Origin of the sequence: Mesorhizobium helmanticense, from assembly GCF_003034915.1 — a bacterium.
Lineage (GTDB): Bacteria > Pseudomonadota > Alphaproteobacteria > Rhizobiales > Rhizobiaceae > Mesorhizobium > Mesorhizobium helmanticense.
In genome coordinates, this window is the sequence record NZ_PZJX01000018.1 from 235,026 (window position 1) to 258,169 (window position 23,144).

Below are 23,144 nucleotides of genomic sequence, written 5' to 3' on the forward strand. Positions count from 1 at the left end.
AAATCTCCTCTTTTCTGAAATCTTGCGGCACGGGCTCAGGCCCGTGCCGGTTGCAGTTTGCGTCCACGCCGGCGCAGCCAGTAATCGAGCAGCAGCATGGCAAGCAGGATGCCGCCGACAACGATGCTCTCGAATGAATTTGGTATGCCACCGATCGACACGGCCGACGAGATCAGGCGAATGATCAGCGCGCCGAGCAGCACGTTGAGGATGGTGCCGCGCCCGCCTTCGAGCGGCACGCCGCCGACGACGGCGACGGTGATCCCCGAAAGCAGGAAGCTGTCGAAGCCGATGCCCGAAGCGGAGCCTGAACGCAGGGCCGCAAGGATGCCGGCGCTGGCGCCGAGCATGGCCGATCCCGCGAACGCCGTCATGTAGACCGGCAGGGTGGCGACGCCGGAGCCGCGCGCGCGTTCAAGGTTGCCGCCGACCGCGTACATGGAAAGGCCAAGCCTAGTGTAGCGCATCAGCAGCCCGACGACGATGACGACGACGAAGCCGATCAGGCCGAGCAGAGTCACCGGCCCGAATTGCGCGACCAGCGCATCCGAGGCCCAGAACAGGTCGGCGGGCAGAATGGCCGGACGCTGCGGCGCCATGACCAGAGCGAGGCCGCGCAGCGCGATCAGCATGCACACCGTCAGCACCAACGAATTCACGCCAGTCTTTTCGATGATATAGCCGATGGCCGCGCCGTAGAGCCCGGCGGTGATCAGCGCCGCCGTAATGCCGAGCGCCAGCGAGGTCTCCGAGAGCGACAGCGCCATGATCGCGGCCACGGCGGCGACAGAAGCAACGGCAAGGTCGAGCTCGCCGACCACCATGGTCAGCATGATGCCGGTGCCGACCAGGGCGATCAGCCCCATATTCTCGGTGATGGAGGCGGCATTCGAGATGGAGGCGAAGCCCGGCATGGTGAGTGAGAAGACGACCAGCAGCACCACGCAGATGGCGAGCCGCACCTGGAAACCGGTCTCGAACTTGAGGGCGTTTCTCATGAGCCGCGCGCCTTGAGCAGTCGCATCGACAGAAGCACGCCGGCCGCGAGCAATCCCTTCAGCAAGTCGCGCACGCCGGCATCGATACCGAGCAGGAGCATGATGTTGCCAAGCATGGTCAGCACGATCGCGCCAAAACCGGCGCGCCAGAGCTGGCCTTCGCCGCCCTGGATGGCGATGCCGCCGACCAGGATGGCAGCGACGACATCGATGGTCAGGCCGCGGAACATGTCGCTCTTGGCCTGCGACACCTGCCCGACCACGAGGATGCCGACAAGCGCCGCCGTCAGCGCCGCGGCAACGAAGGCGATCATGACGATGCGGCGGGTCGGCACGCCGATCAGGTTTGCCGCCTTCGGATTGGCCCCGGTCAGCACCATCTGGCGGCCGAGCTTCGTCCGCGACAGGAACAGCGAGCCGAGCACCAGGAGCACGACGAAGATGATCGCCTGATTGGGAATGCCGAACGTCGTACCGCCGCCCAGCCATGCGATCGGATTGGGGCTGAGCGTGATCGTTCTGTTATCGGCGAGCATGACGACGCTGCCGAACAGGGCCGAGCCGAAGGCCAGCGTGGTGACGATCGGGTTCAGCCCGCGCGACACCAGATAGCCCTGGACCAGCCCAAGGATGATGGCCACGGCGAAGGCCAGCACCAGAGCCAGGAGAACGGGCTGGCCCGCCGACACCGTCGCCGCGAACACATAGGCCGCGGTCACCGCCTGCTGCTCGATGGCGAGGCTGACGAACTTGCCCGAAATGGTGATGGCGGCGGTGCCGATCGCCGCGATGCCGGTGATGGCGGAAGCCTGCACGACGGCGATCAGATTGGGCGTGGTGCCGAAGCCGTCGACCGTCAGCGCCGCGATGATCGCCAGCGCCGCGATCGGCACGAAGGGGCCAAGCCGCCTCAGCCAGACGCGGCGCCGGCTGTGCTCTGCCGTTGCATCGCGCTGCTTTGCGGCCATGTCACTCACGGTCGATACTGCCATGTGTAATCCATGTCGCCAGTTGGTCGCGGGTCAGTTCCGCCGATGGCGCCTGGTGCACCAGCTTGTTGTCGTGGAAGACCAGAACGCGTTCGCCAAAGCCCAGCACCTCGTCGAGGTCGGTGCTGGCAAAAAGAATCGCCAGTCCGTCATCGGCCAGCGCGCGCAGCAAGCGGTAGATTTCCGCCCGGGCGCCGACATCGACGCCGCGCGTCGGCTCCTCGAGCAGCAGGATGCGCGGCTTGCTCGACAGCCATTTGCCGATCGAGACCTTCTGTGCATTGCCGCCCGAAAGCGCATGCACCGGTCGCTCGCGATAGGCCGGCAATATGGTCATGCGCTCGGCGATCGCATCGACGGATTGCCGAAGCCGCGATGGCCGCACCAAGCCCCACAGGCCGGACTGTGCGAGCCCCGGCGCGCTCATGCTCTCCCAAACCGGCAGGTCGCGAAAGAAACCATCCAGTTGGCGGTCGTCCGAGCAATAGGCGACAGCCTCTGCCTTGGCGTTGGAAGCCGTGGCGCCCTGGAATTCGATCGCTCCACCCGACAGCGGGCTGACGCCGGCGATGGCGCGTAGCGGCTCGACGAAGCCGCTGCCGAGCTGGCCGCAGACCGCGACGATTTCTCCCGGCCGCAGATCGAGACTGACCGGGCTCGCAAGGCCGCCGGCAACGACATCCTTCAGCCGCACCACGGGCGCTGGCAGAGCCTGGTCTGCCCGAGCCGGCGTGTCCGGATAAAGCTCATCGAGTTCGCGTCCGATCATCGCATGGACGATGCGGGTCAAGCTGGCATCCTTCGTCTCGAACTGGTCGGCGAGCCGCCCGTTGCGAAGAATGACCGCCGCATCGCAGATCTCGTCGAGTTCGTTCAGCCGATGGGTAATGTAGAGAACGACATTGCCCTCGCTTGCCAGGCGAAGCACGGCCTTGTGGACGAGTTCGATATCGCTGTCGGCGAGCGCCGCGGTCGGCTCGTCGAGGACCAGCACGCGGGCGTCCTGGGAGAGCATGCGGGCGATCTCGACCAATTGCCGCTCGCCGATCGTCAATTCACCGACGGCGGTGCCCGGATCGACATGTCCGAGCCCCAGCCGGTTGAGGTATGGCGCGCACAGGGCAGGGGCCGACCCGCGCCGCAGCCAGCGGGAAGGCTGCGTCAGCATGAAGTTTTCCGCCACGCTCAGATTGGGCAGCACGCTGATCTCCTGCTGCACCACCGCGACGCCCGAGCGGCTGGCGCGCTCGGGGCTGGACAGATCGACCGGCGCGCCGTTGACCCGGATGGCGCCGGCCGTCGGCGTGACCAGGCCGGAAAGGATCTTGACCAGCGTCGACTTGCCGGCGCCGTTCTCGCCGAGCAGCGCCGTCACCTTGCCGGGCTCGACGCTGAACGTCACGTCGCTCAGCGCGTGCACCGGTCCATAGGATTTGGACAGACCACTGATTTCAAGCATTTCGCAACACCGGCCATGGCCGGCGACATTCAGCAGTCGCCAGCACTTGGTTTGTCGGGAAGGCTGCCTTGCTCGCCTCCTTCAGATCAATACACGCAATGGTCCGAGAAGGTCTCGCCCCAGAGCTTGAACTTCGAAAGGATCTCTCCAGCCTTGGCCTTGTCGGTGCCGACTACGACCTGCGGGTTCGGAATGATGTTGATCTTGCTTGGCGCGAAATTGAACTCGGGCCTCGCATCCGCCGTGTCGGGAGCGATGTACTGGCCGTCCTTGACCTGCTTGCCATATTCGAAGTAGCGCGCCACGACGTTGAGCGAGAACCAGCCTTCGAGGCCGGCCGCCTGCACGCCGGTGGCGAATTCCTTCGCCGACTGGATTGCCGAGATGTCGGCGATGCAGGTGGCGCTGATCAGGTAGACATCCTTGCCGGGCACGAGGCCGACTTCCTCCAGCGCCTGCACGGCGCCGGTCACCGGTCCGTCCGAAGCGCCATAGACGAAATTGATGCCCTTGCCGCGGATGCTGGGGATGAGCTGGCTCATCGCCTTGTAGCCGCTGGCATTGTCGAAGCCGGCATATTCCGAAGCGATGACGTTGAACGGCTTGTCCTTGGTCGCGTCCGCGAAGCCGGCTTCGCGATCGTCACCGGCCGAATATCCCGGTATGAATTTCAGGATGACAAGGTTGCCGCCGTCGCTGGCCAGCTTGTTGCCGGCCGCGACATAGGCGTCACGCGCCGCGATGGCGTTCTTGCCGGCAACCTGGCCGTTGAAGAAGTCGTCAACGCCGGCATAGGCGACGACGAGATCCTTGGCTTCAGGCCGCAGCGCCTGATTGACCTGGAAGACCGGCACGCCCGTGCGGCTGAGGCGGCGCAGCGTCGCCAGACCAGCCTGATTGTCGGCGGGCCACCAGACATAGGCCGCCGGCTGGTTCGGCGAGCCGATGCGCTGCTGGGCCTGCGCGTCCTGCTCGGTCTGGTCGAAATTGTTCTCGATGATGGTGATCTTGTAGTTCGCCTCGGCCGCACTCTTCTCGGCGCCGCGGATCCACTGCGCCAGATAGGCGTTGCTGCGGCTGGGCATCAGAACGACGATCTCCTTGCCCTCGCCGTCGAGCTTGCCGTCGGGCTCTTGCGCCATGACGGGCGCCCATGCCAGCACCACGGCAAACAACGCCGCAAAGGCGGCACCAATCTTCGTTCTCATGACTTCCTCCCGGTTTGTCGTCAAATGAGTAAGCGCCTGAAAACATCTTGTCAATCGATTGCAAAAAGTGTTGTCATGTGACCAACGGTCGCTGGGAATCGACGGCCGAGCACAGGGGGACGAGCGATCGTGGAGAGACGAGCAATCTTCCATTTGACCATTCCGATAGCCGCCGCGGCAAGGCCGGCGGCGAACCATCGCTTGCCAAATATCGGCGGGCCTGCCAGCAAGATCATGGGATTGGGCGGCGCAACGAGGATGCGGGCGAGGCCATGGCGCGCTTGAACATGCGAGAGCTCGCGCTCAAACTTGGCGTTGACCGCGCCACTGTCTCGCGTGCGCTCAGCAACGACAAGGCTCATCTGGTCGCGCCGGCGACGCGCGAACGCATCCGTCAGGCGGCTGGTGCTGCCGGCTACCGGCCGGACCTGACCGCCGCCACGCTTCGCCGCGGCCGCTCGCATACGGTCGGGATACTGGTATCCGATCTCGGCAACGAAACCTTCATCGATGTCATTCGCACCATTTTCCGCCATCTCGACGCGCGCTCGGATGCGCCTCCGATCACCCCGCTCATCGCCGAGACGCTGGATCAGCCCGACGCCACACGCCGCCTGATCCATACATTCCTGTCGCGTCGCGTCGACGCGATCATCTCGCTCGCTTCGACGGAAGCCGACACCGCGATCCTGCAGGATGCCGCCCGCGAAGTCCCTGTGGTGCTGGCAATCCGCGCCATTGCCGGCGCTGTCTTCCCGTCCGCCCTGTGTGACGACCGAGCGGGTGGGGCGATGGTGGCCACGCATTTTGCCGAACGGGGACACAAGATCGTCTGCCAGGTCCAGGGGCCGCCTTTGTCGGCGACCTTCAAGAACCGGGCGCTCGGGTTCTCGGAAGTCTGCGCCTCGCGATCCATCGTCGAAACGCCGCAGCGCATCTTTGCCGAGACCGCGACTTCTGCCGCAGGCAAGAGGGCGCTCGACGCCTTGCTGGCGGTCAGCCCGCGACCGACGGCGATCTTCGCTCACAATGATGCGCTGGCGCTTGGCGTCATCGAGGCCATGCGCCATCGCGGGCTTCGCTGTCCGGAAGACCTGGCGATCGTCGGCTTCAACAACACGCAGCTTTCACGGATACTGGCCGTGCCGCTCTCGACGGTGGACTATCCGGTGGAGGAGGTCAGCCGCCATGCCGGCGAACTCGTCCGCAACCTGATCGCCGACCCGTCGTACCGTTTCGAAAGCCGGCTGTTTACGCCTTCCCTGATCGTTCGCGCTTCTTCCTGAGGGCGGCCGGATGTCTTGTGGCGAGTGGAGCTTGAGGATTATCTGTTTCGCTGCAATTTTCTGCAATCGATTGACAAGCGCCTGCATAGCGGTTCATAAAAATGCGACGGACATCATGTCGGGCACTCTGCGCCGAGATCGGGCAGGGCGCCGGCTGAAGTCTCAAAATGATAAATTTTGCGGTTTGATCCGAGGCTTGGAACTGCAAACTGTCATGTGGCGCCGGGGAGGGCGCCTCAGGTTAATCAACGCACCAGGCAATAACAGTGACCGCGCCGTTTTCGGGGCCGGATCGATGACATGCAGACGGCGCAGCATCGTTCGCACGTGCTGGCTGTCGATGGAAAAGGGTGAGGGAGATGCGGCGCAAAGGGGAAACGCATCGTAAAAAAGCAATCGATTGTAGAAACATCGAGAAATAACCAAAGGGAGTGAAAAGCATGTCTCGTGAAGAACATATTGTAAGGACGGTCTCGCAAATTCAGGATCCGATGTCGCGCCGCGTGTTCATGCAGCTCGCCGCCGCCGCCGGCATCAGCCTGCCGATGGGCACGGCGCTGGGCATGCGGGCAAACCAGGCCTTCGCCGCGCCGACCGGCAAGGCGGCAACCTGCGTGGCGACGCTCGCCAACGACTATTGGGCGGCCTTCATCAAGGGCTTCAAGGCGACATCCTCGGCGCTCAAGATCGACCAGGTCGAGCTCTATCACGACAATGACGCGGCCCGCGAGATCAGCCAGGTTCGCGGCCTGCCCACCCAGGGCGTCAACATGCTGATCAACACGGTCGTCGCCGCCGGCGAGGTGCCGATGATCGCCAAGCTCTGCCAGGAAAACAGCGTCTATTACTCGGCGATCTGGGAAATCCCCGCCTGGTTCACGCCGTCCGATGTCGGCGACTACTTCGTCTCCTACATGACCGCCAACTCGGTCGAGGCCGGCTACCAGGTCGGCAAGGAACTGTTCAAGTCGATCGGCGGCGAGGGCGAGGTGGTCCACATCAAGGGCCTCGCCACGCCGACCGACGATGCCCGCACCGCGGGCATGATGAAGGCCGCGGCCGAATTCCCCGGCATCAAGGTCGTCGGCGGCCTGCGCGGCGACTGGGTCCGCGAAAAGGCGCGCACGGTCATGCTCAGCATGGTCACCGCCTATCCGAACATGAAGGCGGTGTTTGCGCAAAACGATTCCATGGCGCTGGGCGCGCTCTCGGTGCTCAAGGAGCGCAACCTGACCAACGTCAAGATCGCCGGTATCGACGGTCTCTCGGAAGGTCTGCAGGAGGTTGCCAAGGGCGGGCAGTTTGTCGCCACCAACACCTCGCTCGCGCCCTATCAGGCCGGCTTTGCCGCAGTCATGCTGTTCGATGCGCTGAACGGCTGGAAGCCCACGCTTGCGGAGCGCCTGCTCTACACCGGCTCGCTCACCGCGACCGGCGAGACGGCCGCCTCGATCGACGAGAAGGTCTACAAGGGCGCCGAGCTGCCCTTCGATTTCGCCAAGATGAGCCGCACCCTCAATCCCGACAATTGGGATCCGCAAAACAACATCTACCCGATCGATCCCTTCACCCAATGGGCGGGTCAGGAGGGCCAGGACAAGCTCAACGCCGCCTATGGCGACGCGGCGAAGTGGAAGGCCGAGTTCGACGCCGTCACCAAGCTCTACGCGGACCACTACAAGAGCGGCCCGTTCAAGTGACCTCCCTGACTGTGGTCGGTCGTCCGGATCTCCCGGGCGGCCGGCCGGCCGCAGCGCCCGCGCTCGAGCTTCGCGATATCTCCAAGACTTACCCCGGCACCAATGCGCTGACCGGGGTAAGCTTCGTGCTGCGCCGCCATCAGATGCTCGGTCTGGTCGGCGAGAACGGCGCCGGGAAATCGACACTGCTGTCGATCATCAACGGCACCGTGCGCCCGGACACCGGCACCATATCGATCAATGGCGAGGCGGTGCGCTTCGGCCATCCGACGGAGGCCGCTCGCAACGGCGTCGCCACAGTCTTCCAGGAACAGGGACTGATCCCGACCATCCCCGTCTTCGAGAACATCTTTCTCGGACGCGAAACCAAATTCACCGTCGCCGGCGGTCTCAGGCGCAAGGCGATGATCGCCGAGGCGCGCGCCGTGCTCGAAGAGCTCGAAGTTGATGTCAGCCCGACCGCGCTCACCGGCGCCCTGTCCTTCGGCCAGCGCCAGCTCGTCGAGATCGCCAAGGCCTTCGCGCTGAGCCGCGTCTATCCGGTCGAGCCGATCATCCTTCTCGACGAACCGACCAGCGCGCTTTCGGACCACGAGACCGCCAAGCTTTTCGACGGCATCAACCGCTGGCGCTCGCGCGCCTCCTTCGTGCTCGTGTCGCATCGCCTGTCCGATGTCTTCGCCATATGCGACGAGGTCGTCGCCTTGAAGGATGGCCATGTCGTCGATCAGCGGCCGATCAAGAGCATCGACGAGGTGGCGCTGCACGAACTGATCGTCGGCCGCCAGCGCAACGCCGAATACTACCGCGAGGCCGTCCAGCGCGAGCCGTCCGCCACCGTGGCGCTGCGCGCCACCGGCATCAGCAAGCCGGGCCATCTGCGTGGCGTCTCGCTCGATCTGCGCGAAGGCGAAATCCTCGGCGTCGCCGGCGTGCTGGGTTCCGGCAAGTCGACGCTTGCCAGGATCATCGCCGGCGCAGAAGCGCAGGGCGAGGGTGACGTGATCGTCGAGGGCGCCACGCTGCTCCGTGGCTCGCGACGCGACGCCATACGCCACGGCATCGGTTTCGTGCCCGCCGAGCGCAGCGTCGCCGGCATCATCGGCACCGACACGGTCGACTGGAACCTGACGCTGCCGAACCTCAAGCAGATCGCCTTGGGTTTTCTTGGCCTGATCTCGCCCAGGCGCAGCCGGGCGCTCACCGTCGAATGGATGCAGCGTCTCAAGGTGCGCGCACCGGGGCCGTCGGCAGCCTGCCGCACGCTGTCGGGCGGCAATCAGCAGAAGATCGTCTTCGCCAAATGGCTGGCGCGCGGCGTTCGCATCCTCGTCCTCGACGACCCCGGCCGCGGCCTCGATGTCGGCGCCAAGGAGGACATCTATTCGCTGATGCGCGAGATCGCCGACAAGGGCGCGGCCGTGCTTCTGGTCTCGGACAATCTGCCCGAGCTGATCGGGCTCTCCAATCGGATCATGGTGCTTCGCGATGGCGTGGTTTCCGCCATCGTCGAAACGCCGAAGGATGCCAAGCCACGCGAAGTCGACGTGGTTTCGGCAATGCTATAGGGGTTGAAATGGCAGAAGTATCGGCCACCGTGGCCAAGAAGCAGGGCGACTTCAATCTTCGCACGATCGTGTTGCCGATCATCGCGATCGTCGTGCTGGTCGCCTATTTCTCCTACGTCAATCCCCTGTTCTTCTCGGCCTCCAATGCGCTCAACATCGGCCGGCAGTCGTCGGTGCTGCTGATGGTGGCGCTCGCCGGAACCGTGGTCATCCTCATCGGCTCGATCGACCTTTCGGTCGGCGCGCTGGTGACGCTGACCGGCATCCTTGCCGCGCTCACGGTCGACCAGTTCGGCCTCGCCGGCGCAACGCTGGTCGGCATCGGCGTCGGCGCCCTCGTCGGACTGGTCAATGGCAGCCTTGTCACCATGCTCAAGGTGCCGTCCTTCCTCGTCACGCTCGGCATGCTGTCGATCCTCTCCGGCGTCGCCAACCAGATCTCGCAGGGCCAGTCGATCCTGTTCGCCGACAGCCTGCTGCCCGACCTGGTCAACGGCTCCTTCGTGCTCGGCATCCCCAACGTCATCTGGTTCGCGCTGATCGCCACCGCCGTGCTCACCGTCGTCGCCTTCCGCACCAAGCTCGGCCGCTATCTCTACGCGCTCGGCGGCGGCGAGATCGTCGCCTCGCATGCCGGCGTCCCGGTCACCTTCTACAAGATCCTCGCCTTCGTGCTGGCCGGCGCCATCTGTGGCCTCGCCGGCGTCATGCTGACCGGCCAGGTCGGCGCCGGCACGCCGACGGCGGGAAGCAGCCTGCTGCTCAATTCGATCGCCGCCGTCGTCATGGGCGGCACGGCCCTGTCAGGCGGCATTGGCGGCCCGCACCGGACGTTTCTTGGCGTGCTCGTCATTGCTATCCTGACCAACGGCATGGACGTCACCGAGGTCAACAGCTTCACCCAGGACATCGTCAAGGGCTTCGTCATCATCCTGGCGGTCTCGCTCACCATCGACCGCTCGAAATATCTTTTCATCAAGTGACAAGAAGGGTTCTGTTCATGAACGCGTCGGACAAGAAGAAATTCGGCCGCACCGGCCTCGAAGTCACCACGATGGGTTTCGGCACGGCGCCGATCGGCAACCAGTTCCGCGCCGTCCCGGAAGCGGACGTTCGCGACGTCATCACCGGCGCGTGGGATGCCGGCCTGCGCTATTTCGATACGGCGCCGATGTATGGCCATGGCCTGTCCGAGCGCCGGCTGGGCGAAGCGCTGCGCGCCTTCCCGCGCGACGAATATGTCCTATCGACCAAGGTCGGGCGCCTGCTCGCTCCGGTGCCAAAGGGCGAGATGAAATCCTTCTTCTGGGTCGACATGCCGCCCTTCGAGGTCGTTCACGACTATAGCTATGACGGCTGCATGCGCTCCTTCGAGGACAGCCTGCAGCGGCTCGGTGTGTCGCGCATCGACATCCTGTTCATCCACGACATCGATGTCTTCTCGCACGGCCCCGAACTGCAGAAGCAGCATTTCCGCACCGCCATGGACAGCGGCTACAAGGCCCTGGAGAAGCTGCGGTCCGAGAAGGTGGTTTCGGCTATCGGCGTCGGTTGCAACGAATGGCAGGTTTGCGAGGCAGCACTGCGCGAGCGCGATTTCGACTGTTTCCTGCTGGCCGGCCGCTACACGCTGCTCGAGCAGGAGGCGCTCGACACGTTCCTGCCGCTCTGCGAGGAACGCGACGTCGCCATCGTGCTCGGCGGCGGCTTCAACAGCGGCATCCTCGCCACCGGCGCGGTGAAGGGCGCGCACTACAACTACAGCGAAGCCGAGGAACCGATCCTCCAGCGGGTCGGCAAGATCGAGGCGGTGTGCCGTGAGTTCAACGTGCCGCTCGCGGCCGCGGCACTGCAGTTCGTGCTGGCTCATCCGTCGATCCCGACGAACATACCGGGCACCCGCACCAGGAAGCATCTCGACCAGAATGTCGCCCTCATCGGCCATTCCATCCCGGCCGAATTCTGGGCGGCGCTGAAGAAACAGGGTCTGATCCGCGAGAATGCCCCGACGCCGGCCTGACGGCCATGTTCCAGGACCTTGAAGGCAAGACCGCGCTGGTCACCGGCGCCTCCGGCGGGCTCGGGCTCTATTTTGCCGAGCTTCTGGCCCGGCAAGGCGTTTCGGTCACACTCGCCGCGCGCCGAAAGCAGGCGCTTGTCGAAGCCACCGAAAAAATACGCGCGGCCGGCGGCAGCGCTCTCGCGGTCGAAATGGACGTTGCCAACAGCGCCTCGGTGGCGGCGGCGCTTGCACAGGTGGGCACGCCTTTCGACATCCTCATCAACAATGCCGGCGTCAGCGGAACTTCGCCTGCGCTCGATCTCGACGAGGCAGGCTGGGACAATGTGATAGACACCAACCTCAAGGGCAGCTTCGTCGTCGCCCAGGCGGTCGCGCGCGGCATGCAGGCCTCGGGCCGCGGTGGCGCCATCGTCAACATCGCCTCTATTCTCGGCCATCGTGTCGCCGGCAATGTCAGCGCCTACGCCGCTTCGAAGGCCGGCGTGATCCAGTTGACCAAGGCACTGGCGCTGGAATGGGCGCGCCATGGAATTCGCGTCAATGCGCTTTGCCCCGGCTATATCGAAACCGACATCAACCGCGATTTCTTCACCTCGGAAGCCGGCCTCCAGCTTATCAGGCGCATTCCGCAGCGCCGGCTGGGCAGGCCGGATGAACTCGCCGGCGCGCTGCTGTTGCTCGCATCCGATGCTGGCAGCTACATTACCGGCTCGACCATCGAGGTCGATGGCGGCCATCTCGTTTCATCCTTGTGAGTGCTCATGAATTTCGACATTCCCGCCCGCACCGAAGCCTTTCGCGCCGAGATCGCCGACTTTGTCGCGCGCGAAATCCTGCCGCTGGAGGCTGACAGATCCTCCTACGATGCCCATGGCAACATTGCGCTGCCACTGCTGGAGACGCTGCGGGCCAAGGCGCGGGCGGCCGGCCTGTGGTGCCTGCAACTGAAGCCCGAGACCGGTGGTGCCGGTCTTTCCAAGGTGGAGATGGCGGTCTGCTACGAGGAGATGAACCGCTCGATCTTTGGTCCGGTCGTGTTCAACTCCGCGGCCCCCGATGACGGCAACATGATGGTGCTGGAGGCGTTGGGGACGGCTGAGCAGAAGCAGAAATGGCTGCAGCCGATCGTCGAGGGCAAGGTCCGTTCGGCCTTCGCGATGACCGAGCCGCATCCGGGCGGTGGTTCCGACCCGTCGATGATCCTGACCAAGGCCGAGCGGCGCGGCGACAAATATGTTGTCAGCGGCCGCAAATGGTTCATCACCGGCGCTGGCGAGGCCAGCCATTTCATTCTCGTCGCGCGCACCTCGGACGATCCGCGTCGCGGGCTTTCGGCCCTTTTGTTCCACAAGGATCAGCCCGGCTGGCGGATCCTGCGGCGCATCGAGATCATGGGTCCGGAGGAGCATGGCGGCCATTGCGAACTGGAATTCGACGGGCTGGAGGTGCCGGTCGAGGATGTGCTTGCCGGCGAGGGCAGCGGGCTGAAGGTCACCCAGGTCCGGCTCGGTCCGGCGCGGCTCACCCATTGCATGCGCTGGCTGGGCCTCTCCAAGCGCTGTATCGAGATCGCCCGCGCCTATGCCGCCGAGCGCCATGGCTTCGGCAAGCTTCTGGCCGACCGGGAGAGCATCCAGCTCATGCTCGGCGATCTCGCCATGCGCATCGAGATCGGCCGGCTGCTGGTGATGAAGGCGGCCTGGGAGCTCGATCGCGGCGGCTTTGCCCGCAAGGAGGTCTCGATGGCCAAGGTCCAGGTCGCCAACGTCCTGCATGATGCCGCCGACGTGGCGATCCAGATCAACGGCGCGCGCGGCTATTCGAAGGACACGGTGCTGGAATGGATCTACCGCTATGCCCGCCAGGCCCGTCTCGTCGATGGTGCCGACGAGGTCCACAAGATGGTGCTCAACCGGTTCCTCAACGAGGAAGGCACCGGCTTCTGGCGCTGGAATGTCGAGCCAGGCGAAACAGGCCATGCCGGAAAGCGCTGAGCCCGTGACGCGGCCGGATTTCGATCCATCGCGGCTGGCGGATTTTCTCAAAAGCCGCTTCGGCGCTGGCCTTCTGTCGCTGCAGCGGATCGGCGGCGGCCAGTCGAACCCGACCTATTTCGTCGACTATGGCGGACATCGCATGGTGCTGCGCAAGAAGCCCGGCGGGCCGATCCTGCGTGGCGCCCACGCCATAGATCGCGAATACCGGGTGATCGAGGCGCTTGCTCCAACCGATGTGCCGGTGCCGCGGCCGGTGCTCTACCACGCAGGCGACGAATTGCTCGGCACGCCCTTCTATCTGATGGAACGCCTCGATGGCCGCGTCTTCCATGATTGCGCATTGCCGGGACTGTCGCGCGACGAGCGGCGCGGCATCTATTTCGGCATGGCCGAGGCCATGGCCAAACTGCATGCCATCCAGCCGCAAGAGATCGGGCTCGGCGACTACGGCCGGCCGGGAAACTATTTTGAGCGGCAGATCGCGCGCTGGACAAAACAATTGCAGGAATCGCCGAGCGACCGCATCCCGGCGCTCGAAACCGTGGCCGAATGGCTGCCCAAAAATCTTCCACCGGACGATGGCCGTGTTGCCATCGCGCATGGCGACTTCCGCCTCGGCAATCTCCTCTTCCATCCGGAGCGGCCTGAGGTGATCGGCATTCTCGACTGGGAATTGTCGACGCTCGGCCATCCGCTCGCCGATCTCGGCTTCTGCTCGATGCCCTGGCATTCCGCGCCGGACGAATATGGCGGCATCCTCGGCCTCGATCACGCCGCACTCGGCATCCCGACTCAGCGCGAGTTCCTCGACCATTATTTCGCCCATGCCGTGCCCACCGGACCGCTGCGGCCGTTCCATCTGGTTTTCGCCCTGTTCCGCTTCGCGGTGATCTTCGTCGGCATCGCCGACCGGGCGCAGGCCGGCAGCGCGGCCGCGGCCAACGCGGCTGATATCGCGCCGCTGGCCGGCCGTTTCGCCGCACGCGCCGTGGAAGTCGTCGAGGGTGCGCGGCCCTGGTGATGTTCGCCGGCTGATGCCAGGGACCGCAGCAATGCTTTTTCTTGCCTGCCACGCCGGAAGGAGCGACCTTGCCTGGCCGGGATCCAAAAAGGAGAAGCTCGATGACATCCGACGTTGCAGTTATCGCGGGCGCGGGAGCGGGGCTGAGCGCCTCGCTCGCCCGCCTTCTCGCCAAGGAGGGCTTTCGTGTGGTTCTGGCTGCGCGCAACGTCGGCAAGCTAGCCGCGCTGGTCGATGAGACCGGCGCGCTGGCGGTCGAGACGGACGTTGCCGACGCCGCTTCGGTCGCAAACCTGTTCGAGGCAGCCGACAAGACCGGGCCCCTGTCGCTTGCGGTGTTCAACGCCAGCGGCCGCACCCGCGGGTCGATCGCCGATCTCGATCCCGAAGCGGTGAAGCAGGCATTGCTGGTCGGCGCCTATGGCGGGTTCCTGGTCGGCCAACAGGCGGCCCGCCGGTTGCTTTCCCGTGGCTCGGGTTCGATCCTGTTCACCGGGGCCACTGCCAGTATCAAGGGGTTTTCGGGCTCTGCCGGCTTTGCAATGCCAAAGTTCGGCCTGCGCGGGCTGGCGCAATCGATGGCCCGCGAATTGGCGCCGAAAAACATCCATGTCGCGCATTTCATCATCGACGGTGCGATCGCGCCGAACGGGTCCGGACAGACCGGCGAACCCGACCAGCAGGATCGCCGGCTGTCCCCGGACGCGATCGCCGACGCCTATCTTGCCGTCCATCGGCAGCATCGCAGTGCCTGGAGCTCGGAGCTCGAATTGCGGCCATGGGTCGAGAGTTTCTGACCCTCAGCCGTGCGGCAATTCGCGTGCGGGGCCGGGAACCTCCGTCCGGACATTATTTGCCCGTCCGCCATCAAACGCAGCGCTGACTTTCTTCCATTGGCATCGAGATTGGATCGGGCGTTGCTTTGATCGCGGCGTCCTGCATGCCACCGTAGGGGTGTGATCCAAGCGGAAGGAGCTTGACCATGGCCAGGATTGTACCTGTGCTCGATCTCAGCCGTCTCGAACAGGGCGCATCGGAGCAGGGGACCTTTCTGTTCGACCTGCGCACCGCTGCCCGCGATGTCGGTTTCTTCTACCTCAGCGGCCACGGCATATCGGCTGCGGAGGTCGAGGATATGCTCGACGCCTCACGCCGGTTCTTTGCCTTGGCCGAAGCCGACAAGCTGGCGATCGAAATGGTCAAGTCCTCGCAATTCCGGGGCTACACGCGCGCCGGCGGCGAGTTGACCAGGGGCAAGGCCGACTGGCGCGAACAGCTCGATATCGGCGTCGAGCGTCCGCCCATACCGCAAGGACCAGGCGTTCCCGCCTGGACGCGGCTGCAGGGGCCGAACCAATGGCCTCAATCATTGCCGGAATTGAGGCCGGCGCTGCTGGCATGGCAGACCAAGGCAACGGCGGTGGCGATCCGCCTGCTGAAGGCCTTCGCGCTGTCCCTCGACCAGACCGAGGATGCGTTCGACCCGATCTACCGCGATGAACCCAACCACCGCATGAAGATCGTGCGCTATCCCGGCCGGCATTCAACCGGCGACGACCAGGGCGTCGGTGCGCACAAGGATGGCGGCTTTCTGACGCTTCTGCTGCAAGACGAGAACAAGGGGCTGCAGGTCGAGTATGACGGCAGCTGGGTGAATGTGGATCCGCTCCCTGGAACGCTGGTGGTCAATATCGGCGAACTTCTCGAACTGGCGTCGAACGGCTATCTCAGGGCGACAGTCCACCGTGTCGTGACACCGCCGGCTGGCGCCGAGCGGATTTCGGTGCCCTTCTTCTTCAGCGCCCGGCTCGACGCGACGATCCCGCTGCTTGCCTTGCCCGAGGAACTGGCGGCCGAGACACGCGGGCCGGCGAGTGACCCCGACAATCCGCTGTTTCGCGACGTCGGGACCAATGTGCTGAAAAGCCGCCTTCGCTCCCACCCCGACGTGGCCCGCCGCCACTATTCGGACCTGCTTGCAACCGGTGCGGCGCCGGTTTGAATCGGGGATGGGAATTTCATCTTTGCTTAAGGTTTTGGAATTTTTTCCGTCGCCAACGTGCTCAAATCAGCTCATACAGGTAAAATCGTTCGGCGGTTTCCTCCCATTCCGCTGAACGGTGTTCCCCTCTGAAGGTTGTAAACCTTCTTTCTTGGCCGGGCCGCATTCGAGCCCGGCCATTTTTTCCGCGCTTCTTGCAAATCGCCTTCGATCAAGGCAGGAGTCTTCCTCGATTCCCGGCTGCGACAACGGCTCGATCTTGCCGGGGAAGCCTTGCATTCGCCGAACGCCTCATGCGCGTCGCGAACGGGGAACGACCGCAGCGTCAATCCAGAAGACTGAGGATATTTCATGCAGCTTTCGATGTGGACCTATCCCTGGGATGTCCAGGATCTGGGCCTGGAGACGGTCGAACGCGATCTTGTCGAACGCGCCGGGCTGAACATGATCAGCCTCGCCACCTCCTATCATGCCGGCCGCTTCCTGCAGCCGCGCAGTCCGCGCCGGAAGGCCTATTTCCCCGAAGACGGCACCATCTATTTCAGGCCGACGGCGGCGCGCTGGGCCAGCCTCGCCATCCAGCCCAAAACAGCGGACGTGATTACCGAGGGTGGCGACGTGCTTGGCAACCTTGTCGGCAGGCGCGATGCGGGCGGGCTCGGGGTTTCCTGCTGGACGGTCTGCCTGCACAACACCCGCCTTGGCATGCTGCATCCGCAGGCGGTCACCCGCAACGCCTTCGGCGATGCCAACTACTACAATCTCTGTCCGTCGCATCCGGATGCGCGCGCCTATGTCCGCGCGCTGGTCGCAGATGTCACGCACAGCTACAGGCCGGACAGGATCGAGCTCGAAAGCCCGTCCTTCATGGGCTTTGCCCATGAATACCATCATGAGAAGGATGGCGTCGGACTGACGCCGGAAGACGACTTTTTGCTGTCGCTGTGTTTCTGCCCGTCCTGCCTCGCCCGTGCGGCCGGCGCCGGCGTCGATGGCGAGGCGGCGCGCAAGCGCGTCGGCCAATGGATCGTCGAGACCTGCGAACGCGCGGTGCCCGAACGGCGCTTTCCCGATTTTCCCGCCAGCGGCCTCGACGCGTTTCTGCCGTGGCCGGAACTCCATGCCTATCTCATCTGGCGCTTCGAGCCGGTAACCAGCCTCGTCGCCGAGCTGCGCGAGGTGGCCCATCCCGCAACGAAGGTCGTCATCATCGACCTGAAAGACGGCTGGCTCGGCGGCTGCGATCTGGCGGCGCTCGGCAATGTCTGCGACGGAGCGATCCTGTGTGCCTACGACATGCAGCCTGGAGATGTCGCAAGCCTGATGGCGGCCGGCCGCGCCACGCTCGGGGCGGAAAAATTCCTCGGCGCCGGCTACCGGCTCTTCTATCCGGAAATGGCGGGCCCCGACATGCTAGCCGCCAAGGTCAAGCCGGCGCTGGCGCCCGATGTCGACGGCATCAATTTCTACAATTACGGCCTTGTTCCCGCCGCGCGCCTGGACTGGATAGGCGCCGCGCTGCCTGTTTGAGCAAATCGATCCGCGCCAAGCCTCATTTGCCTCCGATACTCTCGCCGCCGAGTGGTCCCGATGCTCAGAACGATCCGCACGCTAGCACCTGACGAAGTGGAAACCCTTGTCGACTGGGCGGCGGCCGAAGGCTGGAACCCAGGCCTCGGCGATGCCAGGATTTTCCAGGCGGCCGATCCCGAAGGCTTCATCGGCGCCTTTGTTGATGGCAAGATGGTAGCCGGCATTTCCGCCGTCGCCTATGGCGACGATTTCGGCTTCATCGGCCTCTATATCTGTCGCCCGGACAGGCGTGGCGAGGGTCATGGCAAGGCGGTCTGGGACGCCGGCATGGCGCGGCTCGTCAACCGCACGATCGGGTTGGACGGCGTTGTCGAACAGCAGGCCAACTATCGCAGCATGGGTTTTGCGCCGCTCTACCGGACGATACGGTTCGCCGGGCCTCTCGATGGCCTGGCAGGTGCCGGCAGCGGCATCCGCCCCATAGGGCCGGAACTCGTACCGGATATACTGGCCTATGATCGCCGGTTCTTTCCCGGTCCGAGGCGGTCGTTCCTGGAACACTGGCTGCGCCCGCCGCACATGGCGCTTGCGATCGTCAGGGATGGCGCGATCGAGGGGTATGGCGTCGCGCGCCAATGCCGGGACGGCTGCAAGATCGGCCCGCTGTATGCCGATGGGCCGGATGCAGCAAGCCATCTCTTCTCCGCACTTGCCAGCCTCTGCGGCCCCGGAAATATCCATCTCGACGTTCCCGAGACCAGCGGAGATTTTGCAAGCTTGCTGTCGTCGGCGGGCCTGCGGCCGGGCTTCGAAACGGCTCGAATGTACCGGGGAAAAGCGCCACAGCTCACGCAGCCCGGGGTCTTTGCAATAACCACCCTGGAGCTTGGCTGAGACGGCGGTTGAGGTGCGTCGGCGACGCCGGCTAATACAGCGGCTCGGCCATGTGCCGGGGCGTCGGCCATTGCGTCGTGATCCCGGGCTGCACAGGCCGCTCGAGATAGGTCGACAGAACCACATAGCTTCGCGTCGAAGTGACGCCCGGCGTTTCGTAGAGGCGCGACAGCAGCCCTTCGAGCGCCCTTGTGTCCTCGGTGCGGACCTTGATCAGCATGCAGGTGTCGCCGGCCACCGAGTGGATCTCCTCGACTTCCGGGTGCTCGGAAATCGCCATCAGTTCCGGCGTCTTGCCCCAGCCCTTGGTGTCGATATGCACGAAGGCAAGCAGCGGCTTCTTCACCGCCTTGGGGTCGATGATTGCCGCGGTGTTGCGGATGGCGCCGCTGCGCCGCAGCCGCTTCACCCGTTCATGGGCTGCCGGCGGTGACAGGCCGACGCGATCGCCGAGATCGGCATAGCTGATCGTGGCGTCGTCAACCAGAACGCCTAATATCCTTCGGTCGGTCACGTCGAGGTCGCGGGTGGCTGGCCTGTTCTGCGGAATGCCATCTGTTTCTTCATCCATATCGAAATTCCTTGTTGATACAGAATTTGATACGGCCATTATGGGCATATGTCGAACAGTGATCAAGTCGCAACATTGGCAGCAAGACCGCCCATTCCGGTGCTAGCCTATCTCCTGACCGGCTGCATCGCCGTCATCGGCTCGAACTCGCTGGTCCTCGGTCCGATCGCGCCGGCGGTGGCGACGTCATTTGGAGCAAGCGTGCCGGCCGTCATGATCGCCTCTGCCGCCTTCGGCCTCGGCACATCGGCAAGCGCCCTGTTCCTGGCGCGCTATATCGACCGGGTCGGTGCGCGTCGCATGCTCCAGGGCGCGTTGCTGCTCCTGGCGATAGCGCTTGTCGCCAGCGCGCTGGCGCCGACGGTGATCGCGCTTGTCGCCGCCCAGTCCGTCGCCGGCATCGCCGCCGGCGTCGCCATGCCGGCCATCTACGCCAGCTCCGCGGCGATCGCGCCGCCTGGCCGCGAAAGCGGCACGATCGGCGTCGTGCTGACCGGCTGGACGCTCTCCATGGTGGCTGGCGTCTCGCTGTCGGCCGTGCTTGCCGATCTGGTGCATTGGCGTGCCGTCTTCGCCGCTGTCGCGCTGCTCGCGGCCCTTGCCGTGGCCGGCCTGACTTTGACCTCGCTCAGCGATGCCAGAAAGAGCGGCCCGGCGCCGACGCCGCTCGGCGCCTTGGCTGTTCCCGGCATCGTGCCGCTTCTGATCGCCTGTGGCGCTTTCATGACCGCCTTCTATGGCGTCTATGGCTATCTCGGCGATCATCTTCATCAAGGCCTGGGCGAGCCCGTCAGCGCCAATGGCTGGGCCGCACTTGCCTATGGCGTCGGCTTCGGTGCGGCGGCGCTTCTTGATGGTGTCATCGATCGCCTCGGCGCGCGGCGCGTCATGCCCTTCGCCTATCTGATGGTGGCGCTCGTCTATGTCGCGATGGCCGCGGTCAGCGGCAGCTTCGGCCCGACCCTGGCAATGGTGGCCATCTGGGGCCTTGCCAACCACTTTGGGCTGAACGTGCTGGTGATGCGCCTTACCGCACTCGATCCGTCGCGTCGCGGCACCATCATGGGCCTGAACAGTTCGGTGACCTATCTCGCGGTCTTTGTCGGCACGACCGGCTTCGGACCGCTTTACACCGGCCTTGGTTTTGCCGCCTGCGCGATAGCTGCGGCCTTGCTGATGCTGGTCGCGGCCTTGGCGGCGGCATGGCGTTCGCCACCACCCATGCTGCCGTAAAGCTTGCGTCCTCGTCTCGTCCATGGGTAAGGCTTGGCCCACGACCGAGCCGAGGTGTGATGAAGACGATTCTTGAGACCACCGCCGACCCTTCTCCGGAAGAACTCGCCTTTCTGGGCGAACGGCTGACCGCCTTCAACGACAGCGATGTCGGCGCTTCCCGGCGAAAGGCGCTCGCCGTCTTCGTCCGCGACGAAGAGGGCAACGTCGTCGCCGGCATTTCGGGCTACACCGCCTGGGGCTGGCTCTATGTGCAATGGCTCTGGGTCGACGAAAGGCTGCGCGGCCAGCATATGGCGGGCAACATGCTGGAGGCTGCCGAGCGGGAAGCGGTCGCGCGCGGCTGCCATGGCGCCCTGATCGACACGTTCAATCCCAAGGCGGCGAAAGCCTATGAGCGCCAGGGCTATCGGCCCTTCGGCACGCTGCCTGATTTTCCCGTCGGCCGCAGCCGCATCTTCCTGCACAAGACGCTGTCAGCCGCTTGATCAGCCGGCAAGGCGCCCGCCGCGCATCGGCTGCGGCACGCCGGTCGTGCTGGGGAAACTGATCGGCAGGCCGCGCAGCACGCGCACCGCCAGGAAAGCAAAGCATTCCGCCTCCACCGCGTCGCCTTTCCAGCCTAGCGTCTCGGCCTGCACGGCTTCGACGCCGGCGCGGCTGGCAAGCATCGCCATCATCGTCGGGTTATGCCGGCCGCCGCCGCTGACGACCAGCTTCTTGGGCCGATGCGGCAGCAGGTCGAGCGCCTTGCCGACGGCGGCGGCGGTGAAGGCCGTCAGCGTCGCCGCACCGTCCTTTGCGCTGAGGCCGTCAGCCATCGCCGCGCCAAAGTCGAACCGGTCGAGTGATTTCGGATAAGGCTTGGTCAGGTAAGGATGTTGCAGCAGCTTGGCCAGCCGCGCCTCGTCCACGGTGCCGGAGCTTGCCAGCGCGCCGTCACGATCCATGTCGCCAAGCCCCTTTGCCTTGATGAAGTCGTTGAGCGGTGCATTGGCCGGCCCGGTGTCGAAGGCGATGACATTGTCCTTGCCGTCCCACCAGGTGATGTTGGCGACGCCGCCGAGATTGAGCACCGCCATGTCGCCGCTGGCGTCCGCCGCGCGCAAGAGCGCGGTGTGGTAGGCGGCCGCCAGTGGCGCGCCTTGCCCGCCGGCGCGCATGTCGGCCGAGCGGAAATCATAGGCGACTTTGGTGCCCAAGATGGCGTGCATCATTTCACCGTCGCCGAGCTGGCGGGTCTCGCCAAGCCGGCCAGCCTGCGGCGCGCGATGCAGCACGGTCTGGCCATGGAAGCCGACAACGCCGATGTTGGCCATCGTCAGCCCATAGCTTTCGACGAGGTCCTTGACCGCCGCGGACTGCGCCCGCGTCAGCGCCTGTTCGGCCTCGCGGAAGATCGCCGGCTCCGGCCCGGTGAAGTTCCACACCCGCGCCTGGCGCAGCGTTTCCTCCAGCAAGGTGCGGATCGTCTGAGGGTAGGGCGCCAAAGTGTAGGTACCGAAATCCGCGATCCGTTCGCCATCGGTCTTGATCAGCGCGACATCGATATTGCCGTCCAGCACGGTGCCGGTCATCAGGCCGACGGCCCAGATTGGTTGCATGGTCTAGTCCCTAACTTCCGTTGACGAGATCGCCGACCGTCTGGCGAAGCTCCGCGATTCCGCTGTTGAAATGACGTGTCGGATGGATCCGGTTGGTGAGCAAGGTCCATGCCTTGCCCTTGTCGAAATCGATCCACAACCCGGTGCCGGTAAAGCCGGTATGGCCGATCGTGCCGGTGCTGCACAGCCCGCCGCCGGACCAGTTTTCGTAAGGGTGCTCCCAGCCATGCGTGCGGGTGGCGGACAGTGGCGTGCGCATCAAAGCGATCGAAGCCGGCGAGGCGCCGGTTCCGGTGAGCAGCCCTTGCGCGAAGTCGAGGACCGAGGCCGCCGTGCCGAACAGGCCGGCGTGACCCGCGCCCTGCAGCGCCGAGCAATTGTCGTCATGGACTTCGCCGCAGAGCACGCGATGGCGCCAGGTGCAGTCCTCCATCGCCGCTGCCTGATCGGGCGCGGCGGAGAAGGCGAAGCCTGGGCCGGGATCCATGTCGCGAATGGTCTTTCCCGACAGGCGCTCCAGCGCGAAGCCGAGCAGGATGAAATTGATATCGGAATAGACCGGCAGTCCGGCCTGCCATTCGCGCTGCAGGATGAAGGCGCGCAGCAACTCCGGATCGCGGCCATGGGTGTAGATCGGCGCCACGGCGGGAAACGGCGTCTGATGGCCGAGGCACTGGCGAAACGTCACCTTCCGCTCCCACACCTTTTCGTCATACTGGCGAAGGTCGGGCAGGGCGGAAATCAGCGGCGCATCGAGATCGATGACGCCGTCTTCCGCCAATGCCAGGATGCGCGGCGTCGTGAAGATGACCTTGGTCAGCGAGGCCAGGTCGAACCAGGTGCCTTCATGCATCGGCCTGGGATGGGGCACGCGCTGGGCGAGCCCGATTGCCCGGGCGATGCGTGCGCCGTCGCGGTCGACAAGCCCCAGCACTCCTCCGGGAATGCGGCCTTCGTTCACCGCGGCTTCGAGAGGGGCGAAGGCGCGGTCGAAAAGCTGGGCGAGGGCGGTCAATGCCGGCCTCCGCTCGAAACTTGGCGCTCTACGACACCCCCCT

The 23,144-nt window shown here is 64.9% G+C and carries 22 protein-coding genes; 14 read left to right on the forward strand and 8 right to left on the reverse strand.

Features of this window, described 5'->3' with window-relative positions; translation table 11 throughout:
- Positions 1–35: 35 nt before the first annotated feature.
- The 4 genes from C9427_RS08775 to C9427_RS08790 form a co-directional block, all read right to left on the reverse strand.
- The gene (locus C9427_RS08775) at positions 36–998 is read right to left on the reverse strand and encodes an ABC transporter permease (protein WP_107648722.1); all 963 of its coding nucleotides are present in this window, start codon (positions 996–998) and stop codon (positions 36–38) included.
- On the reverse strand, positions 995–1,990 hold the full coding sequence (locus C9427_RS08780; RefSeq protein WP_107648723.1) for an ABC transporter permease: 996 nt from the start codon (positions 1,988–1,990) through the stop codon (positions 995–997). The genes C9427_RS08775 and C9427_RS08780 overlap by 4 nt, the downstream gene beginning before the upstream one ends.
- Positions 1,968–3,446: a sugar ABC transporter ATP-binding protein gene (locus tag C9427_RS08785; protein ID WP_107648724.1), complete on the reverse strand. Its 1,479-nt coding sequence runs from the start codon at positions 3,444–3,446 to the stop codon at positions 1,968–1,970. Before C9427_RS08785 ends, C9427_RS08780 begins: the two co-directional genes overlap by 23 nt.
- A gap of 86 nt (positions 3,447–3,532) precedes the next feature.
- Positions 3,533–4,654 carry a sugar ABC transporter substrate-binding protein gene (locus C9427_RS08790; protein WP_167434286.1) on the reverse strand — a complete coding sequence of 374 codons (1,122 nt, stop codon included), beginning with the start codon at positions 4,652–4,654 and terminating at the stop codon, positions 3,533–3,535.
- 272 nt (positions 4,655–4,926) lie between these two features.
- Between C9427_RS08790 and C9427_RS08795 the strand changes: the two genes are divergently transcribed.
- From C9427_RS08795 to C9427_RS08840, 10 genes are all read left to right on the forward strand, one after another.
- The gene (locus tag C9427_RS08795) at positions 4,927–5,940 is read left to right on the forward strand and encodes a LacI family DNA-binding transcriptional regulator (RefSeq protein ID WP_107648726.1); all 1,014 of its coding nucleotides are present in this window, start codon (positions 4,927–4,929) and stop codon (positions 5,938–5,940) included.
- Between the two features lie 440 nt (positions 5,941–6,380).
- Positions 6,381–7,640 (forward strand): sugar ABC transporter substrate-binding protein, encoded by a 1,260-nt coding sequence (locus tag C9427_RS08800; protein ID WP_146172524.1) that lies wholly within the window; start codon positions 6,381–6,383, stop codon positions 7,638–7,640.
- On the forward strand, positions 7,637–9,208 hold the full coding sequence (locus tag C9427_RS08805) for a sugar ABC transporter ATP-binding protein (RefSeq protein WP_167434287.1): 1,572 nt from the start codon (positions 7,637–7,639) through the stop codon (positions 9,206–9,208). The genes C9427_RS08800 and C9427_RS08805 overlap by 4 nt, the downstream gene beginning before the upstream one ends.
- 8 nt (positions 9,209–9,216) lie before the next feature.
- Positions 9,217–10,191, forward strand: coding sequence for an ABC transporter permease (locus C9427_RS08810; RefSeq protein WP_107648729.1), 975 nt, complete (start codon positions 9,217–9,219; stop codon positions 10,189–10,191).
- Positions 10,192–10,208: 17 nt separating this feature from the next.
- Positions 10,209–11,228: an aldo/keto reductase gene (locus C9427_RS08815; RefSeq protein ID WP_107648730.1), complete on the forward strand. Its 1,020-nt coding sequence runs from the start codon at positions 10,209–10,211 to the stop codon at positions 11,226–11,228.
- A gap of 5 nt (positions 11,229–11,233) precedes the next feature.
- Positions 11,234–11,986, forward strand: coding sequence for an SDR family NAD(P)-dependent oxidoreductase (locus C9427_RS08820; RefSeq protein WP_107648731.1), 753 nt, complete (start codon positions 11,234–11,236; stop codon positions 11,984–11,986).
- 6 nt (positions 11,987–11,992) lie between these two features.
- Positions 11,993–13,225 carry an acyl-CoA dehydrogenase family protein gene (locus C9427_RS08825; protein ID WP_107648732.1) on the forward strand — a complete coding sequence of 411 codons (1,233 nt, stop codon included), beginning with the start codon at positions 11,993–11,995 and terminating at the stop codon, positions 13,223–13,225.
- Positions 13,209–14,249 carry a phosphotransferase family protein gene (locus tag C9427_RS08830; RefSeq protein WP_107648733.1) on the forward strand — a complete coding sequence of 347 codons (1,041 nt, stop codon included), beginning with the start codon at positions 13,209–13,211 and terminating at the stop codon, positions 14,247–14,249. Before C9427_RS08825 ends, C9427_RS08830 begins: the two co-directional genes overlap by 17 nt.
- 101 nt (positions 14,250–14,350) lie before the next feature.
- A complete protein-coding gene (locus tag C9427_RS08835; RefSeq protein WP_107648734.1) occupies positions 14,351–15,046 on the forward strand; it encodes an SDR family NAD(P)-dependent oxidoreductase in 696 nt (231 codons plus the stop codon).
- Positions 15,047–15,231: 185 nt separating this feature from the next.
- On the forward strand, positions 15,232–16,251 hold the full coding sequence (locus C9427_RS08840) for an isopenicillin N synthase family dioxygenase (protein WP_107648761.1): 1,020 nt from the start codon (positions 15,232–15,234) through the stop codon (positions 16,249–16,251).
- Positions 16,252–16,317: 66 nt separating this feature from the next.
- On the opposite strand, the gene C9427_RS33775 is transcribed toward C9427_RS08840, so the two are convergent.
- Positions 16,318–16,530 carry a hypothetical protein gene (locus tag C9427_RS33775; RefSeq protein ID WP_146172525.1) on the reverse strand — a complete coding sequence of 71 codons (213 nt, stop codon included), beginning with the start codon at positions 16,528–16,530 and terminating at the stop codon, positions 16,318–16,320.
- Between the two features lie 72 nt (positions 16,531–16,602).
- On the opposite strand from C9427_RS33775, the gene C9427_RS08845 reads away from it, so the two are divergent.
- Together C9427_RS08845 and C9427_RS08850 are read left to right on the forward strand one after the other, a co-directional pair.
- The gene (locus C9427_RS08845) at positions 16,603–17,781 is read left to right on the forward strand and encodes a hypothetical protein (protein ID WP_107648735.1); all 1,179 of its coding nucleotides are present in this window, start codon (positions 16,603–16,605) and stop codon (positions 17,779–17,781) included.
- Positions 17,782–17,841: 60 nt separating this feature from the next.
- Positions 17,842–18,678, forward strand: a complete 837-nt coding sequence (locus C9427_RS08850) for a GNAT family N-acetyltransferase (RefSeq protein WP_107648736.1) — start codon at positions 17,842–17,844, stop codon at positions 18,676–18,678.
- A 31-nt stretch (positions 18,679–18,709) separates the two neighbouring features.
- On the opposite strand, the gene C9427_RS08855 is transcribed toward C9427_RS08850, so the two are convergent.
- Positions 18,710–19,249: an Lrp/AsnC family transcriptional regulator gene (locus C9427_RS08855; protein WP_107648737.1), complete on the reverse strand. Its 540-nt coding sequence runs from the start codon at positions 19,247–19,249 to the stop codon at positions 18,710–18,712.
- Positions 19,250–19,297: 48 nt separating this feature from the next.
- Between C9427_RS08855 and C9427_RS08860 the strand changes: the two genes are divergently transcribed.
- A complete protein-coding gene (locus tag C9427_RS08860) occupies positions 19,298–20,482 on the forward strand; it encodes an MFS transporter (protein ID WP_107648738.1) in 1,185 nt (394 codons plus the stop codon).
- Between the two features lie 59 nt (positions 20,483–20,541).
- On the forward strand, positions 20,542–20,970 hold the full coding sequence (locus tag C9427_RS08865) for a GNAT family N-acetyltransferase (RefSeq protein ID WP_107648739.1): 429 nt from the start codon (positions 20,542–20,544) through the stop codon (positions 20,968–20,970).
- Here C9427_RS08865 and C9427_RS08870 read toward each other — a convergent pair whose 3' ends face one another.
- Both C9427_RS08870 and C9427_RS08875 read right to left on the reverse strand, forming a co-directional pair.
- A complete protein-coding gene (locus C9427_RS08870; RefSeq protein WP_107648740.1) occupies positions 20,971–22,086 on the reverse strand; it encodes an anhydro-N-acetylmuramic acid kinase in 1,116 nt (371 codons plus the stop codon).
- 10 nt (positions 22,087–22,096) lie between these two features.
- Entirely contained in the window at positions 22,097–23,101 is a 1,005-nt protein-coding gene (locus tag C9427_RS08875) for a serine hydrolase domain-containing protein (RefSeq protein WP_107648741.1), read from the reverse strand.
- Positions 23,102–23,144: the final 43 nt, after the last annotated feature.

Excerpts from the sequence above, each read along its gene's own strand:
- C9427_RS08775 (WP_107648722.1), bottom strand. The coding sequence starts at position 998 with ATGAGAAACGCCCTCAAGTTCGAGACCGGTTTCCAGGTGCGGCTCGCC.
- C9427_RS08780 (WP_107648723.1), bottom strand. The coding sequence starts at position 1,990 with ATGGCAGTATCGACCGTGAGTGACATGGCCGCAAAGCAGCGCGATGCA.
- C9427_RS08785 (WP_107648724.1), bottom strand. The coding sequence starts at position 3,446 with ATGCTTGAAATCAGTGGTCTGTCCAAATCCTATGGACCGGTGCACGCG.
- C9427_RS08790 (WP_167434286.1), bottom strand. The coding sequence starts at position 4,654 with ATGAGAACGAAGATTGGTGCCGCCTTTGCGGCGTTGTTTGCCGTGGTG.
- C9427_RS08795 (WP_107648726.1), top strand. The coding sequence starts at position 4,927 with ATGGCGCGCTTGAACATGCGAGAGCTCGCGCTCAAACTTGGCGTTGAC.
- C9427_RS08800 (WP_146172524.1), top strand. The coding sequence starts at position 6,381 with ATGTCTCGTGAAGAACATATTGTAAGGACGGTCTCGCAAATTCAGGAT.
- C9427_RS08810 (WP_107648729.1), top strand. The coding sequence starts at position 9,217 with ATGGCAGAAGTATCGGCCACCGTGGCCAAGAAGCAGGGCGACTTCAAT.
- C9427_RS08815 (WP_107648730.1), top strand. The coding sequence starts at position 10,209 with ATGAACGCGTCGGACAAGAAGAAATTCGGCCGCACCGGCCTCGAAGTC.
- C9427_RS08820 (WP_107648731.1), top strand. The coding sequence starts at position 11,234 with ATGTTCCAGGACCTTGAAGGCAAGACCGCGCTGGTCACCGGCGCCTCC.
- C9427_RS08825 (WP_107648732.1), top strand. The coding sequence starts at position 11,993 with ATGAATTTCGACATTCCCGCCCGCACCGAAGCCTTTCGCGCCGAGATC.
- C9427_RS08830 (WP_107648733.1), top strand. The coding sequence starts at position 13,209 with ATGCCGGAAAGCGCTGAGCCCGTGACGCGGCCGGATTTCGATCCATCG.
- C9427_RS08835 (WP_107648734.1), top strand. The coding sequence starts at position 14,351 with ATGACATCCGACGTTGCAGTTATCGCGGGCGCGGGAGCGGGGCTGAGC.
- C9427_RS08840 (WP_107648761.1), top strand. The coding sequence starts at position 15,232 with ATGGCCAGGATTGTACCTGTGCTCGATCTCAGCCGTCTCGAACAGGGC.
- C9427_RS33775 (WP_146172525.1), bottom strand. The coding sequence starts at position 16,530 with ATGCAAGGCTTCCCCGGCAAGATCGAGCCGTTGTCGCAGCCGGGAATC.
- C9427_RS08845 (WP_107648735.1), top strand. The coding sequence starts at position 16,603 with ATGCAGCTTTCGATGTGGACCTATCCCTGGGATGTCCAGGATCTGGGC.
- C9427_RS08850 (WP_107648736.1), top strand. The coding sequence starts at position 17,842 with ATGCTCAGAACGATCCGCACGCTAGCACCTGACGAAGTGGAAACCCTT.
- C9427_RS08855 (WP_107648737.1), bottom strand. The coding sequence starts at position 19,249 with ATGGATGAAGAAACAGATGGCATTCCGCAGAACAGGCCAGCCACCCGC.
- C9427_RS08860 (WP_107648738.1), top strand. The coding sequence starts at position 19,298 with ATGTCGAACAGTGATCAAGTCGCAACATTGGCAGCAAGACCGCCCATT.
- C9427_RS08865 (WP_107648739.1), top strand. The coding sequence starts at position 20,542 with ATGAAGACGATTCTTGAGACCACCGCCGACCCTTCTCCGGAAGAACTC.
- C9427_RS08870 (WP_107648740.1), bottom strand. The coding sequence starts at position 22,086 with ATGCAACCAATCTGGGCCGTCGGCCTGATGACCGGCACCGTGCTGGAC.